Source organism: Caballeronia pedi, from assembly GCF_001544915.2.
GTDB classification, from domain to species: Bacteria; Pseudomonadota; Gammaproteobacteria; order Burkholderiales; family Burkholderiaceae; genus Caballeronia; species Caballeronia pedi.
In genome coordinates this window covers 221317-236513 of the sequence record NZ_FCOE02000006.1, presented here as the reverse complement: position 1 = coordinate 236513, position 15197 = coordinate 221317, and the positions used below count along the sequence as shown (strand labels likewise).

17 protein-coding genes are annotated in these 15197 nt (G+C 64.7%); 11 read left to right on the top strand and 6 right to left on the bottom strand.

Translation table 11 applies throughout. The features are described 5' to 3' along the window. Positions 1–93 precede the first annotated feature (93 nt). Positions 94–270 (top strand): hypothetical protein, encoded by a 177-nt coding sequence (locus AWB80_RS43930; RefSeq protein ID WP_160147433.1) that lies wholly within the window; start codon positions 94–96, stop codon positions 268–270. A gap of 133 nt (positions 271–403) precedes the next feature. On the opposite strand, the gene AWB80_RS44365 is transcribed toward AWB80_RS43930, so the two are convergent. The 5 genes from AWB80_RS44365 to hmpA all read right to left on the bottom strand — a co-directional run bounded on the left by AWB80_RS44365 (position 404) and on the right by hmpA (position 4130). Then, positions 404–547 carry a hypothetical protein gene (locus AWB80_RS44365; protein ID WP_167390448.1) on the bottom strand — a complete coding sequence of 48 codons (144 nt, stop codon included), beginning with the start codon at positions 545–547 and terminating at the stop codon, positions 404–406. A gap of 77 nt (positions 548–624) precedes the next feature. Beyond that, positions 625–1854 (bottom strand): NnrS family protein, encoded by a 1230-nt coding sequence (locus AWB80_RS12090; RefSeq protein ID WP_061174885.1) that lies wholly within the window; start codon positions 1852–1854, stop codon positions 625–627. Between the two features lie 30 nt (positions 1855–1884). Further along, positions 1885–2295, bottom strand: coding sequence for a cupin domain-containing protein (locus AWB80_RS12085; protein ID WP_061174884.1), 411 nt, complete (start codon positions 2293–2295; stop codon positions 1885–1887). 10 nt (positions 2296–2305) lie between these two features. Next, positions 2306–2743 carry a carboxymuconolactone decarboxylase family protein gene (locus AWB80_RS12080; RefSeq protein ID WP_061174883.1) on the bottom strand — a complete coding sequence of 146 codons (438 nt, stop codon included), beginning with the start codon at positions 2741–2743 and terminating at the stop codon, positions 2306–2308. 205 nt (positions 2744–2948) lie between these two features. Further along, complete coding sequence (gene hmpA / locus AWB80_RS12075; RefSeq protein WP_061174882.1) at positions 2949–4130, bottom strand: NO-inducible flavohemoprotein; 1182 nt, start codon at positions 4128–4130, stop codon at positions 2949–2951. Positions 4131–4253: 123 nt separating this feature from the next. Between hmpA and norR the strand changes: the two genes are divergently transcribed. The 9 genes from norR (at position 4254) to AWB80_RS12030 (ending at position 13290) form a co-directional block, all read left to right on the top strand. Then, a complete protein-coding gene (norR, locus tag AWB80_RS12070) occupies positions 4254–5849 on the top strand; it encodes a nitric oxide reductase transcriptional regulator NorR (RefSeq protein ID WP_061174881.1) in 1596 nt (531 codons plus the stop codon). 444 nt (positions 5850–6293) lie between these two features. Continuing rightward, positions 6294–6905, top strand: a complete 612-nt coding sequence (locus AWB80_RS12065) for a c-type cytochrome (RefSeq protein ID WP_208635641.1) — start codon at positions 6294–6296, stop codon at positions 6903–6905. 13 nt (positions 6906–6918) lie between these two features. Then, on the top strand, positions 6919–8181 hold the full coding sequence (locus AWB80_RS12060) for a c-type cytochrome (protein WP_096031975.1): 1263 nt from the start codon (positions 6919–6921) through the stop codon (positions 8179–8181). Positions 8182–8195: 14 nt separating this feature from the next. Beyond that, on the top strand, positions 8196–8366 hold the full coding sequence (locus AWB80_RS44360) for a hypothetical protein (protein WP_087131231.1): 171 nt from the start codon (positions 8196–8198) through the stop codon (positions 8364–8366). 10 nt (positions 8367–8376) lie between these two features. Further along, the gene (locus AWB80_RS12050) at positions 8377–8943 is read left to right on the top strand and encodes a cupredoxin domain-containing protein (protein ID WP_061174879.1); all 567 of its coding nucleotides are present in this window, start codon (positions 8377–8379) and stop codon (positions 8941–8943) included. Next, on the top strand, positions 8933–10558 hold the full coding sequence (locus AWB80_RS12045) for a cbb3-type cytochrome c oxidase subunit I (protein WP_061174878.1): 1626 nt from the start codon (positions 8933–8935) through the stop codon (positions 10556–10558). The genes AWB80_RS12050 and AWB80_RS12045 overlap by 11 nt, the downstream gene beginning before the upstream one ends. Continuing rightward, complete coding sequence (locus AWB80_RS12040; protein WP_061174877.1) at positions 10555–11361, top strand: c-type cytochrome; 807 nt, start codon at positions 10555–10557, stop codon at positions 11359–11361. Before AWB80_RS12045 ends, AWB80_RS12040 begins: the two co-directional genes overlap by 4 nt. Positions 11362–11526: 165 nt before the next feature. Further along, on the top strand, positions 11527–12570 hold the full coding sequence (locus AWB80_RS12035) for an NAD(P)/FAD-dependent oxidoreductase (protein ID WP_061174876.1): 1044 nt from the start codon (positions 11527–11529) through the stop codon (positions 12568–12570). Between the two features lie 9 nt (positions 12571–12579). After that, positions 12580–13290: an extensin-like domain-containing protein gene (locus AWB80_RS12030; RefSeq protein WP_061174875.1), complete on the top strand. Its 711-nt coding sequence runs from the start codon at positions 12580–12582 to the stop codon at positions 13288–13290. Between the two features lies 1 nt (position 13291). Here the strand turns inward: AWB80_RS12030 and AWB80_RS12025 are convergent, their stop codons facing one another. Beyond that, positions 13292–13981, bottom strand: coding sequence for an HD domain-containing protein (locus tag AWB80_RS12025; RefSeq protein WP_061174874.1), 690 nt, complete (start codon positions 13979–13981; stop codon positions 13292–13294). A 199-nt stretch (positions 13982–14180) separates the two neighbouring features. Between AWB80_RS12025 and AWB80_RS12020 the strand changes: the two genes are divergently transcribed. Next, the gene (locus tag AWB80_RS12020; protein WP_061174873.1) at positions 14181–15149 is read left to right on the top strand and encodes a GlxA family transcriptional regulator; all 969 of its coding nucleotides are present in this window, start codon (positions 14181–14183) and stop codon (positions 15147–15149) included. Positions 15150–15197 lie beyond the last annotated feature (48 nt).

The window sequence follows — 15197 nt, the reverse complement described above, 5'->3', positions numbered from 1 at the left end:
CTCCCTTATCCCCGTGATTTCGAGCGATCCCGCGGCAGCAGGATGGGCGTTCAACGCCGCCGCGCACTAAGGCGACGCACGGAACGAGAGCAGATGCCGCCTCGGATTGGACGCGCCGCGATGCACGGCGCAACAGGCGAGGCGCGGCACGCATGCGTCGATGCTGGCGACCCACACCCGGAAGGCCGGCGCGCAGGCCGGCGCTACGAGAGCGAGAAGAAGCAGACTTACGTGAGCGTTCATGCCTATCTCCAGTCGATGTCGGTGTGAACTGCCGCCGACGGTTGCCCAATGAACGTAGTGTCCTCGCGAGCGGCGCGCGGGCAAACCCGGCACGCGCGGGGGCGGCGCGATTATTCAGGAGATAGACGAAGTGAGCCCTGCATGCGCAGGGACCGCGCGGTCAGAACCGCGTGCCGACGCTGCAGCCGCCGAAGCCGCCGCCGTTGCTCGCGAAGCCGCTGCAGCCGAACAGGCCGCAGCCGGAAAGTGTGAGGGAGGCGCCGACGAGCAGGGCAGCGGCGCAAAGAAGACGAAGGTGTTTCATGGCGACATCGGAATGGGGGAGAGCGGACGCGATTGTCGCGGAAGCCGCGCATTCGGATGTCAAAAGCCGTTGCCGCATCAACCCGGCTTGCCGTCTTCGCGTGGCCGGGAAAGCGGGGCCGCGTAGCTGGCGACGTACAGCGCAAACGCGACGACCCAGCAGATGCCTGCGGCGAAGATCCAGGTCGAATGCCACGAGGGCGCGACGAGCGGCCCGAGCACGCGCAGCGCGCCCGCCGCCATCACGAGCGCGTAACACGCGACATCGCGCCTGTCCGCGACGAGCGGACGGCCCGTATGTCCGCGCGCGGTGCGCGTGATCATCGCGATGATCGCGCCGCCGATCGCGCCGGCTGCGAACGCGTGCATCGCGAGGCTGTGCGGCACGCGTGCCGATCCGAGGGCGGATAGCGCGAGCATCGCGAAGCCGAGCGGCAGCCATGCGTACGCGAGATGCAGGATCGCGAGAATAGGGCGTCCGCGCACCGCATGGGAGCGCCAGCCGATCATCCGCGCGAGATGCACGCCGCACGCCAGCAAGGCGAGCGGCGCGACGATCGCGGCATGGAGCGCGAAGGCGTCCGCGAAGAACGCCGCCAGCGTGAGCGGCGCGACCGTCAGTTCGACGAAGCGCCAGCGTCGCGCGACGAAGCCGGGGATCGCGTTGGCGGTGAACATCGGAATCACGCGCCCGCTGATCACGCTGACCAGCAACACGACGATGCCCGCCGATGCGTACACGGCGCGCATCGCGAGATCGGGGCGCGCATCGATCGAGAAGGTATGGAAGGCGGCGTTCAGCGCGCCGAACGCCAGCAACACGACGGCGATGAAATAGTTGCGCCGGTTACCCGCCTTCACGAGCACGCGCAACAGCAAAAGCGCCGCGACGGGCAGAAACACGCTGTCGACGACCGCAGCCGGCAGCGCCGGTCCGCTCCACACGAGCACGCGGCCCGCGAGCCAAAGCAGTGCGAGCGAGGCGAGCGCCGCGCCTCTCGCGGTGTCGCGCCCGGTCCACGCGCGCACGGCCGTCAGCAGGAAGCCGACGACGATCGCCGCCGCGAAGCCGAACACCATTTCATGGGCGTGCCAGCCGATCGGGTCCGCGCGCAACAGATAGCCGCCGAAGAGCGGCTCGCCCGCGAGCACGAGTAGCCAGATCGTCAGGGCAAGCGCGCCGAACGCCGCGCCGCACAGATAAAACGGGCGAAAGCCGAGATCGAACAGCGCAAGGCGCCGCCGATGTTCAGGCTTGCGCCCTTCTGGCGCGGCAACGAAAACGGCGTTCGGTTCTGCGATCTTCATGACATCCTCACGTTGAAAACATCGACCCGGTCAGTGCGGAATCGGCTGCTTGACCGGATCGTTCTCGCCGACGACCGCGAACACGAGCAGCTTCGCGGGCTTCGTCGCGCTCGCATTCCTCGATACGACGTGATGCGCGCCCGGCGGCTCGTACCACGATTCGCCCGGACCATACGTCTTCGCCGCCGAGCCTTCGAGCTGCGAAGTCACATGGCCTTCGAGCACGTACGCGAAAATCGACCCCGGATGCATATGCGCTTCGGACGCCTGTCCCGGTTTGTACGAGACCGTTGCCATCAGCACGTTCTTGCCGGCGGCTTCCGGAATCGCCTGCTTCATCACCGGCGTGACGACCTCCGCGCCTTGCGTGTCGTGCGCGCCGGCGTTGGCCGCGCCGAGCATCAGCGCGGCCGCGACGACGAGAATCTTGCGCATGCTCATGTCGATGTCCTCACGCCGGCGTCTTGCGGAACGCGATCGCAAAGCGGTTCCAGCTATTGATCGCGGAGACGAGCAGCGTCAGGTCGACGATTTCCTCATCGCTGAAATGCGGCTTCACGGCTTCCCAGACGGCGTCGGGCACGTGATCGTGCGACACGAGCGTCAGCGCTTCGGTCCACTCCAGCGCGGCGCGCTCGCGATCGGTGAAGAACGGCGTTTCGCGCCACACGACGACCGTCGCCAGACGCCGGTCGGTTTCGCCGCCCTTGCGCGCATCGGTCGTGTGCATGTCGACGCAGAACGCGCAGCCGTTGATCTGCGATGCGCGCAGCCGCACCAGTTCGGTCAGCGATTTTTCGAGCGCCGACTTCGCGATGCGCTCTTCGACACCGACGAGCGCCTTGATTGCGGCGGGGCTGGCTTTGTAGAAGTCGAGACGGGGTTGCATTGAAGTATCCTCTTTGACTGGGTTCGAAAAGTGCGCCATATCGGCGCGGCAAGAGAAGATTAGGCGTTCAGGCGGCTATTTGAAATGACCGGTTTTTGGAAATTTCAGGTGACCAGCAAGACGACATCTTCGATGCTGCGCGGGCGCGCAAAAAACCCGCGGCCGACTGCACCGCGGGTCGGAAAGCGCCGCGCTACCCGCGCAATCAGTCGAGCGCCGCAGCCGGGCCGAAGAACTCGAAGCGGCTCTGCGCCTCGGGCACGCCGAGCACCTTCAGATGCTTCTTCACGGCCTTCATGAACGCCTTCGGTCCGAGGAAATACGCGTCGACATCGCGGTTCTTCGGCAGCCACGTGTCGAGCAGCTTTTCATCAACGAAGCCGATGCCGTGCGCTTCGTGATCGCCGTCGCGCTTGTGCTCATAGCAGTAGAAGCGCTTGAGCTGCGGATGGCGCGCCGCCAGATCCTCGATGACCGCGCGGAACGCGTGCACGCCGCCGTGCCGCGCCGAGTGAATGAAGTGGACCGGACGCTTGGTTTCGAGCGCGGCCTGCAGCATCGCGAGCGTCGGCGTGATGCCCACACCGCCGCTGATCAGCACGAGCGGCTTCTCGCTTTGCTCGAGCTTGAAATCGCCCGCGGGCGGATAGAGCTCCAGCACATCGCGTTCGCCCACGTTTTCGTGCAGGAAGTTCGACACCTTGCCATTCGCTTCGCGCTTCACGCTGATGCGATATTCGCGGCCATTGGGCGCGGCGGACAGCGAGTAATTGCGGCGCAGTTCCTCACCGTCGATGAGCACACGCAGGCCGATGTACTGCCCCGGATGAAAGTCGAGCAGCGCGCCGCCGTCTTCGGGCACCAGATAGAACGAGGCGATTTCGTCACTCTCCTTTTCCTTGCGCGCGACGGCGAAACGCCGCGTGCCGCGCCAGCCGCCCGGCGCCTTTTCGCGCTCGCTGTAGATGCCTTCCTCCAGCCCGATCAGCAGATCGGCGAGTTGCCCGTAAGCGGCGGCCCACGCGTCGATGACGGCATCGGTCGCGATCTCCTCGCCGAGCACTTCGCGGATCGACGCGAGCAGGCAACTTCCGACGATCGGATAATGTTCCGGCTGGATGTTCAGCGCGACGTGCTTGTTGATGATCTGGCCGACGAGCCCGCCGAGCTTCTCCAGTTGATCGATATGCCGCGCGTACATCAGCACGCCGTTGGCGAGCGCGCGCTGCTGCGCGCCGCTGGCCTGATGCGCCTGGTTGAACATCGGGCGCACTTCCGGGTACTCGGTGAGCATCTTGTTGTAGAAGTGCCGGGTGAGCGCTTCACCGCCGCTTTCCAGGAGGGGGACGGTTGCCTTGACGATGGCGCGGTGTTCTGCTGACAGCATGCTTCGGTTCCTCGTGTGATGGGCGGAAGCGGGGCGCTTCCGCATCGAAAGTCTTCGGCAACTTCTCATACACGAACCGTGCCAGAGTAGAATCGTCGATAAATCAATCAGTTAATTTCGCATATGGTCGATTCGACTCTAGTCAAAAGGACTGCCTACGTAGTCGCAATGACTTCACGGGTGCTGCTCGACGCCTTGGTTCCGCTGATCGAGGACCTGTCGAGCGAGATGCCCGACACCGAGCGCTACCGGCGTTTGCTGCACACGCTGCGCGCGCTCTTTCCCGGCGACGCCACCGCGCTGTTGCGGCTCGACGGCGACACGCTGGTGCCGCTTGCCATCGATGGCCTGTCGAGCGATACGCTCGGGCGGCGCTTTCGGGTGAGCGAGCATCCACGTTTCGCGCGCATTCTCGCGCGCGAAGAGCCGACGCGCTTCGCCGCCAGCTCCGATCTCCCCGATCCCTACGATGGCCTCGTGAAAGGCGTGAGCGGCCATCTGGAGGTGCACGATTGCCTCGGCTGCCCGCTCTTCATCAACGGGCACGCATGGGGCGTGCTGACGCTCGACGCGCTCGATCCCGCGCGCTTCGACGGCATCGACATGGCGTCGCTGCAAGCCTTCCTGAGCCTCGCGGCGGCGACCGTGAGCGTGGCCGAGCGCATCGACAGGCTGTCGAAAACGAGCGAGGCCGAGCGTCAGCGCGCGGAGGTGTATCGGCAGGCGAGCGGCCCGCGGCGGCGCGAGATGATCGGCAGCAGCGCGCCGCATAACCGTTTGCAGGAGGAGATCGCGATCGTCGCGTCGAGCGATCTCACCGTGCTCATCACCGGCGAGACGGGCGTCGGCAAGGAACTCGTTGCGAGCGAGATCCACGCGCTCTCGCCGCGCGCCGACAAGCCGCTCGTCAGCCTGAACTGCGCGGCGCTGCCCGATACGCTGGTCGAAAGCGAGCTTTTCGGGCATGTGCGCGGCGCGTTCTCGGGCGCGTCGTCGGACCGGCGCGGCAAGTTCGAACTCGCCGATGGCGGCACGCTCTTTCTCGATGAAGTCGGCGAACTGCCGCTGCCCGTGCAGGCGAAGCTTCTGCGCGTGCTGCAGAACGGCCAGTTGCAGCGCATCGGCTCGGATAGCGAGCACGAGGTCGACGTGCGGCTGATCGCCGCCACGAATCGCGATCTTGCCGAGGAAGTGCGCGCGGGGCGGTTCAGGGCGGATTTCTATCATCGGCTGTCGGTGTATCCGCTGGTGGTGCCGCCGCTGCGTGAGCGTGGCCGCGATGTACTGTTGCTCGCGGGCTACTTCCTCGAAGAGAACCGTTCGCGTCTCGGCCTGCTGAGTCTGCGTCTGTCCGCCGATGCCCAGGCCGCGCTGCTTGCGTATCGCTGGCCCGGCAACGTGCGCGAGCTGGAGCATCTGATCGGGCGCAGCGCGTTGAAGGCGCTGGCGGCGCATCGGGAGCGTCCGCGCATCCTGACGCTGACCGCCGACGATCTCACGCTGTCCGGCGACGGCGCACCCGGCACACCGGCGATCGCGCCCGCGCCGCCGTTGCCCGCGCCAGGCACCGACTTCCGCGACGCGGTGAGCGCGTACGAGCGCACGCTCATCCTCGACGCGCTCAAGCGTCACGATCAGAACTGGGCATCGGCCGCGCGCGAGCTCGGGATGGATCGCGCGAATCTCAACCGGCTGGCGAAGCGGCTCGGTCTCAAATGAGCGGTCCGCGATCCATCGCTTGTCCTGAAATAATTCGATCGACTGTTCAAAGCGATGATCTGCAATCCACAGCGGATGGGCACAAAGTCATTGCTCGTCTCAAAAAGATGCTATTCATTGTTCAAACGCAAAGAACGGTGCGTTGTGCGAGTCGAATCGACATCATGCATTGAGACAATCTCCAAGCTGGGAAAAACGGGCGGTCTCTTCTAAGATCAGAAAAGCCAAGCGCAACCCATCGGCACCAAGAACATCGCAGCGCCTGAAGAACCGCGTCGGACGCATGCCTCACGCCCGACTAATCGAACACGGCAAATCGACAACGGGGGTTACGTGCGAAACGTGGCAAAGCTCGGCGCTTTCCTTTTGTCCGCGCTGTTCGCGTTTTCCAGCTTCGGCGCGTTCGCGGCTGACGCCGTCCCACTGGAGCGCGCGCCCGATACGATGCAGGCCCGCGTGATGGGCTGTGCGGCCTGCCACGGCGCACGCGGCGAGGGCACCGACAACGACTACTTCCCGCGTCTGTCCGGCAAACCCGCCGGCTATCTGTACAACCAGTTGCTCGCGTTCCGCGATGGCCGGCGCAAGTATCCGCCGATGAACTACCTGCTCGCGTATCTGCCCGACGCCTACCTGAAGCAGATCGCCGACTACTTCGCGAGCGAGCGTCCGCCGTTTCCGCCGCCCGCGCCCGTCAAGGTCGATACAAAGACGCTCGATCTCGGCAAGACGCTCGTCGCGAAGGGCGACACCGCGCGCAAGGTGCCTGCCTGCGTGAGCTGCCACGGCGCGGCCATGACCGGCATGGAACCCGCGATTCCCGGCCTGCTCGGCCTGCACGCCGACTATCTCAGCGCGCAATTGGGCGCGTGGCGCTACGGCACGCGTTCGACCGTCGCGCCGGATTGCATGGCGCAGGTGTCGAAGCTGTTGAACGACCGCGACATCACCGCGATCGCGGCCTATCTCGCGTCGCTGCCCGCGCCGGCCGATCCGGTGCCCGTCGCCGCCGGTTCGCTCAGAATGCCGCTCGCCTGCGGCAGCGTTCACAACTAACCGAGGACCCGACGTGCTCCGATTTCGCCCGTTCCGAGCGCTGACCGTCGCGGTCTTTCTTGCGGCCTGCGCCGCGCCCATCCAGCAGGCCACGGCGCAGGCCGCCGACGCCGCCACCATCAAGCGCGGCGAATATCTCGCGCGCGCGGGCGATTGCATCGCGTGCCATACGCTGCCCGCGGGCAAGACCTTCGGCGGCGGCCGCCCGATGGACACGCCCTTCGGCACGCTCTATACACCCAACATTTCGTCGGACAAGGAGACGGGCCTGGGCAAATGGACCGCCGCCGAGTTCTACACGATGATGCACACGGGCAAGTCGCGCGACGGCTCACTGCTCTATCCGGCGATGCCCTTTACGTCCTATACGAAAGTCACGCGCGCCGACTCCGACGCCATCTACGCGTTCCTGATGTCCACGCCGCCGGTGCATCAGCCGAACCGGCCGCACGAGCTGCGTTTCCCGTTCAATCACCGCGAACTGCTGTTCGGCTGGCGCTCGCTTTTCTTCCGCGCAGGCGAGTATGAGCCCGACGCGACGCAATCGGTCGAATGGAATCGCGGCGCGTATCTGGTCGAAGGGCTCGGACACTGCTCGATGTGCCACACGGCCATCAACGCGCTCGGCGGCAATGTGAAGTCGAAGGCGTTCGAAGGCGGCCTGATCCCGATTCAGAACTGGTACGCGCCGTCGCTCACGTCGAACCGGGAAGCGGGTCTGGGTGACTGGAGCCTCGACGACATCGTCGGCCTGCTGCATGCGGGCGTGTCCAATCGCGGCGCGGTCTACGGACCGATGGCCGAAGTCGTCTACGACAGCCTGCAATATCTGACCGAGGACGACGTGCGCGCGATGGCCGTCTATCTGAAGGCGCTCCCCGCGCGTTCGGGCGACAAGGCGGAGCCGCCGAGCCAGGCCGCCGTCGAGGCGCGCTCGGATCTCGCGCCGCTCGGCAAGAAGGTCTACGACGCCCAATGCGCCGAATGCCATGCCGCGCAAGGTCAGGGCAAGCCGCCCGATTTCCCGCCGCTCGCGAACAATCAGTCGATCGTGATGAACTCGTCCGTCAACCCGATCCGCATGGTGCTGAACGGCGGCTATCCGCCCGGCACGTTCAAGAACCCGAAGCCCTACGGCATGCCGCCGTTCGCGCAGTCGCTCTCGGATCTCGAGGTCGCGGCGGTGGTCACGTATATCCGCACCGCGTGGGGCAACCACGGCACGCCGGTCACCGTGAAGGAAGTGAACGAGCTGCGTTCGGCGCCACTTTATTGAGCATCGATCACACCATGAACGAAGACCCGAACGAACTCACGAAGGAAGACGCGAAGCTCGACGAGATCGTGAAGCGCGGCCCGTCGGGCGCGATCGCGCTCGCAGGCATCTCGACCGCGATCGTGATCGGCATGTGGTTCATCTTCTACTTCGCCGTATTTCTGCCGCGTGGCGTGATTCAATAAGGCATCGCATATGGCCATCAATCCAAGCTCGCACGACGTCGCCGAACGGGTCGAACGGCGCTGGGCGATCCTCGTTCTCGCGATTGTCGTCGTGCTGGTCGGCATGGTCGTCTATACCGGCGTGCACTGGGCGATGATGCCGCCCTCGCGCGTCGAGACGGTTCGCCCGGAAACGCTGCATGTGTCGGGCGAATTCATCGAAAGCAATCTGGGCAGCGCGCCCGAGGCGGACGGCTCGGTGACGGTGCGTATCGTCGCGCAACAGTATTCGTTCACGCCGCAGTGCCTCGTCGTGCCGGCGGGCGTGCCGATCACGTTCCGCGCGACGAGCTCGGACGTCATCCACGGGTTTCTCATCACCAACACGAACATCAATTCGATGCTGGAGCCGGGCTATGTCTCGACCTTCAAGACGACCTTCGACAAGCCCGGCGAACATCTGATGCCCTGTCACGAATACTGCGGCACGGGGCATCAGAACATGTGGGCGCATGTGAAGGTGGTCGATCGCGCCGAATTCATGCAGATGGCCGACAAGGTGCCGGTCGCTTCGCGGAGAGTGTCCTGTGTTCAATAGCAAGCGCCTCGTCCTCGCGCATTTCTGGCTGGCGTTCATCGCCTTCGGCGTCGCGCTCGTGCTCGGCGCGTGGCAGATGCTCGTGCGCAGCCCGCTGCATCCGTGGCTGCAGAATCCGGAAATCTACTATCGCTCGGTCACCGCGCACGGCTCCGCGATGGGCTACGTCTTTCCCACCCTGATCGCGATGGGCTTCGGCTACGCGGTCTCCGAGCTTGCGCTGAAGCGTCCTCTCGTCGGCCTGCGCTGGGCGTGGCTCGGCTTCTGGCTCGTGGCCGTAGGCGCGGTGGTCGCGATGGTGCCCGTCGCGATGGGCCTCGCCTCGGTGCTCTACACCTTCTATCCGCCGATGATCGGCAACGCGTTCTACTACATCGGCGTGGTGCTCGTCGTGGTCGGCTCGTGGGTGTGGGTCGCGCTGATGTCGGTGAATCTCGCGTCATGGAAGCGCGAGAACCGTGGCAAGCCGGTGCCGCTCGCGATGTTCGCGACGGTGGCGGGCGCGTATCTGTGGGGCTGGACGGCGGTCGGCGCGGCAATCGAAGTGCTCTTCATGATCCTGCCCGTCGCGCTCGGCTGGAAGTCGACCATCGACGCGGGGCTCGCGCGCGTGTTCTTCTCGTGGACGCTGCACGCGATCGTCTATTTCTGGCTGATGCCCGCGTATATCGCGTACTACACGATCATTCCGCGCGCGATCGGCGGCCGCCTCTACAGCGATGCGATGGCGCGCATCTCGTTCATCCTGTTTCTCGTCGTGTCGATGCCGATCGGCATTCACCATCTGTTCGCCGATCCGCAAGTGGGCTCCGGCTTCAAGTTCATGCATTCGGTGTTCACCGCGCTCGTCGCCGTGCCGACGCTGCTGACGGTGTTCACGATCTGCGCATCGGTGGAGATCGCGGCGCGGCTGCGTGGCGGGCGCGGGCCGCTCGGCTGGATCAAGGCGCTGCCGTGGGACAACCCGATGATGCTCGCCGTCGCGTTCTCCTTCGCGATGCTCGGCTTCGGCGGCGCGGGCGGGCTCATCAACATGAGCTATCAGCTCGACTCGACCGTGCACAACACGCAATGGGTGACGGGCCACTTCCATCTGATCTTCGCGGGCGCGATCGTCATCATGTACTTTGCGATCGCGTACGACCTGTGGCCGCATCTGACGGGCCGCGCGTTGCAGAGCCTGAAGCTGATGCGCTGGCAATTGTGGCTGTGGTTCATCGGCATGATCGTGCTGACGTTTCCGTGGCACTTTGTCGGCATTCTGGGGATGCCGCGGCGCATGGCGTTCTACGACTACAACGATCCGGAGATCGCCGCGCAAGGTTTGTCGGTGGCGATATCGGTGCTGGGCGGATTCATTCTGGTGGTGTCGGCGGTACTGTTTTTCATCGTGCTGATCAAGGCGCATCGCGCGCCGCAGGTCACCGTCGAGGAGTTTCGCTTCAGCCGCGCGGTGCATGAGCCGCGCACCATTCCGGTGGCGCTGAACAGTTTCGCGTTGTGGCTCGTGCTGATGATCGGCCTCACGCTCGTCAACTACGGCTATCCGATCGCACAGCTCATCGCGCGTTCGGACACGGCGGTGCCCGCGGTGCCGATCGGAGCGCAGCGATGAGCGAAGAACGCCTCTTCACATTCCGCAACCGCTGGTTCACGGTCAGCGTGCTGGGGACGATTGCGATTGCGGTGGTATCGGCGTTGATCGGCTTCGTGTGGCTGCCTTCGGTGCAGCGCGACGCGTCCTTCACCGGGATCTGGAACGCGATCTGCAGCGCGGCTGGCGTGCCGCGCAACTGGTATGCGGGCGATACGACGGTCGAGCCGAAGATGAAGCTGACGAGCGTCGAGGTCACGCCGCAATTGCTCGTGAACGTGAGCGCGAATTCGATCGGGCGCGGCGCGACGTTGGCCTTGCGCTGCACGATGTGTCATGGCGAGCGCGGCATGAGCGACGCCAATTCGCCGAACCTCGCGGGGCAGTATGGATCGGTGATTTATAAGCAGCTGATCGATTTTCAGAAGGGTGCGCGTACGAACGCGGTGATGTCGCCGATGGCGATGAACCTGAGCGATCAGGATATGCGCGATCTCGCGGCGTATTACGCGAGCCTGCCGCGGCCGCCCGCGCAGCGCAAGGTGAGCGATGCGCTTGCACCGGCGATCGTGGCGCATGGCGCGCCGATGAGGAATATCGCGCCGTGCGCGGCGTGTCATGGGGGCATCGACAACAAGGCGGGAAGTCCGTGGCTCGATGGTTTGCCGGCGGCTTATACGAAGGCGCAACTGGTTGCGTTTGCCAACGGGACGCGGACCAACGATATCAATGAGGTCATGCGCAATGTGGCGCGGAATATGACCGCTGAGGAGATCGATGCGGCGGCGATGTATTATGCGCGGGAGTTGAATGCGGGTAGGTGATTGGGTTTGGTTTTGCTTCTATTCCATAGAGGCCGCACAAGCCAAACAGCGCAAAAAAATCGCCGCTACCCCAACAGGGACTTGATTGCTGCAAGCAAGACCTTTCTGTATCGTGACCCAAAGAATGCTGAAAAAACCAGCAAACCAAGGAAAAGCGAAACCGAAATGGAAGCAATCAAAACCGACATCCTGATCGTAGGCGCGGGCCCGGTAGGGCTATTCGCCGCCTTCGAAGCCGGCGTGATCGGCCTCACATGCCAGATCGTCGATACACTCGGCCGCATCGGCGGTCAATGCATCGAGCTGTATCCCGACAAGCCCATCTACGACATTCCCGCGATCCCCTCATGCACCGCGCGCGAACTCGTCGACCGATTGCTAGAACAGATTCGCCCCTTCGATGTCCCGATCCATCTCGATCAACGTGTGCAATCCGTCACGCAACGCGACGACGATCATCGCTGGACCGTGACCACCGAAGGCGGCATGACCTTCGACTGCGCCGCGATCCTGATCGCCGCGGGCAACGGCGCCTTCGTACCGCAGCGGCTGCAATTGCCCGAAGCCGCCGCGCTCGAAGGCCGTGACATCCACTACAGCGTCTCGCGCGCGGCGGATTTCGCCGACAAAAGCATCATCGTCGCGGGCGGCGGCGATTCGGCGCTCGACTGGGCGCTCGCGCTGAAGGACATCGCGAGGAAGCTCACGCTCGTGCATCGGCGCAATGGGTTTTCGGCGGCCGCGAATTCCGTCGCGACGATGAAGCGCGCAGTGGAGGCGGGCGAAATGGAATTCGTCGTCGGCATGATCGAATCGCTCGATGCGCCCGATAACACGCTGCGGGGCGCACGTATCAAGCAGGTCGAAGGCGCGACGGATATCGCGGCGGACAAGATCGTCGCGCTGTACGGCCTCGTCTCGGAACTCGGGCCGATCGCGACCTGGAATCTCGATGTGCGCGGCGGGCGCATCGATGTAGATACGTCGAATTACGAATCGTCGCGGCCGGGCATCTTCGCGGTCGGCGATATCGCCAATTATCCGAACAAGCAGAAGCTCATTCTGTCGGGCTTTCACGAAGCATCGCTTGCGTTGCGCAAGGCGTATTCGTATGCATATCCCGAGAAAAAACGCGTGCACGTGCATTCGAGCTACGACGCGAAACTCGCCGAACGCGTGAGCGCCGCGCACGCGGCCGACGACGCGTAAGCGCTTCGCGTGATCGCACGCATCGTCGCGTGGCTGTTGCTGGTGTCGCTGATCGGCGCGATGGCGTTCGCTTACGCGGTGTATTCGAAGCGCATCGCGCTGCCCGAGCGCTTCGATCCATTCGCGCCGCTCGACGTGCGCGCGCCGCAAGGTCCGCTCACGCGCTTCAAGCTATGGCGCACGATGCACGACGCGCAACTCTGCGATGCCTCGCTCGCGCGCTCAGGTCTCGTCTATCGCGCGATGGCCGATGCGACCGGTCCTGGCGGCTGCGCGCTCACGGACGTGGTGCGCGTCACACGGGCCGACGATCTGCGCTTCAGCGCGCCGTTTCTCGCGACCTGTCCGCTCGCGCTCGGCATCGCGTTTTTCGAGCAGCAGTATCTTCAGCCCGCCGCGCTCGACACATATGGCGAACGCGTCGCGCGCATCGAACATGTCGGCAGCTATGCGTGCCGTAACGTGAATCATCAGCAGGACGCCGCGTTGAGCCAGCATGCGAGCGCGAACGCCATCGACCTGACGGGTTTCGTGCTCGACGACGGACGCCGCATCACGCTTGCGCGCTGGGCCGATGCAGCGTCGCCGGACGGCCAGTTCCTTCGCCGGGTTCACGAAGGCGCATGCCGTTCATTCGACACGACGCTCGGCCCCGACTACAACGCGCTGCACGAGACGCACTTTCACGTCGACATGGGACCGTATCGCGTCTGTCGTTGATTCACGCATGCTGATGCGCCGGATTGCGGCACGTCGCATGATCGTGAGGCTGGTCGTTCCACGCCGAGCCGAGGATGATGCTGCAGAAGTTCAGCCGCCTGTAGTTCGGGTCTTTCAGCGCGAGCACATCGGCCTTGACGTTGCCGAAGGTGGACTCGGGCTTGTCGATTGTGCCTTTCGCGAACGCATCGATGATGCCTTCCTTGAAGTTCGCCTCGCGCGGATGCGCTGCGACCACGAGCCGGCGTTGATCGGCGCTGAATTCGTCGTAGGCGAGGCCGAGCACGTCCATTTCCACGCCCGCCGTGACCAGCGCGACGACCGGCTTCTTGTACTGCGGAATGCCAGGCGTGGTGTGCAGCGCGATCGCGTCCCATACCTGTTCGATGTCGTATTCGACGATGCCATGCTGGCGCAGGAAATCGCGCGCCGCGTTCGCGCCATCGACTTCGAAGCGATCGTGCGGGCTGCTGTACGCTTCGGTGAGGCCCATGTCGTGGAACATCGCGCCGATATACAGCAGCTCCGGATCGTACTTCAGTTGCTTGCGCTCGCCCGCGAGCGCGCCGAACAGAAACACGCGGCGCGAATGGTGATAGAGCAGGTCGGGTTCGGTATCGCGCACGAGTTGCGTGGCTTCGCGCGCCATCTGACTGTCGGGAATCCTGATGCCTGCGATGATTTCGCTCATGAGTGTGGCTCCGTGATGTGAGTGTGAGTGTGAGTGGCTCCGGCGCGCGAACGCCTGTGCGTTGCTAAAATCGCGCAGCGCGCCGGATGCCTTCAAGTCTCGTCAAAACGCCTGCACGTCTCAATCGGAACGACGCGTCGAACCCTGCCAGGCGCACGTCGTCTCCTGCCACGCGAACCCATCACGGACATTCCTTTCGATGCGTACAGTTGCGATCGCAATCTTCCAGGGCGTGCAGGCGCTCGATGTGGCCGGTCCCGTCGATGTATTCGCGGAAGCGAACGGCTTCATTGGCGCATCGGACGCCTACGAGATCGCGCTGGTCGGACCCGAGGAGCGCATCGTGCGGGCATCGAACGGCACGCGGCTCGTCGCGGATCTGTCATTCGACGAAGCCGATCGCCGTTTCGGCACCGCGCTCGTCGCGGGCGGCCCGAGTCTTCCCGTCGATCCACCGGATCCGCGCCTGAGCGCCTGGCTCACCGATGTCGCATCGCGCTGCGAGCGCTACGGCTCGATCTGCACGGGCGCGTTCGCGCTCGGGCACGCGGGCCTGCTCGACGGCCGCGACGTGACCACGCACTGGCAGAACGCGCCGCGTCTCGCGGAGCGTTTTCCGCGCGCGCGTGTCGAACTGGACCGCATCTATATGCGCGACGGCAATCTGGTCACGTCGGCGGGCGTGACGGCGGGCATCGATGTCGCGCTCGCGCTCGTCGCCGAGGATCACGGCGCGCAGGTCGCGCTCGCGGTGGCGAAGCGGCTCGTCGTGTTCGCGCAGCGGCGCGGCGGCCAGTCGCAGTTCAGCCCGTATCTCAGCGCGCCCGCCGATGAAACATCGCCCGTCGCGAAGGTCCAGGCTTATGTGATGGAGCATATCGGCGAGCGGCTGGCGGTCGCGCAACTGGCGAGCGTCGCCGGCATGAGCGAACGCAACTTCGCGCGCGCGTTCGTGCAGCTCGCGCAGATGACGCCGCACGAGTTCGTCGAACGCGCGCGCGTCGACGCGGCCCGCAATATGCTCGAAAGCAGCGACACGCCGCTGAAAACCGTCGCCTGGGAGTGCGGCTTCGGCACGGCGGATCGGATGCGGCTCGTGTTCGCGCGGCGGCTCGGGGTTTCGCCGAATGACTATCGGCTGAGCTTCCGCACGGGCTTTACGAAGTGATCGTGACCCTCGCGCGCCGACGTCGCCGCGATGGGTTCGTTAAAATTG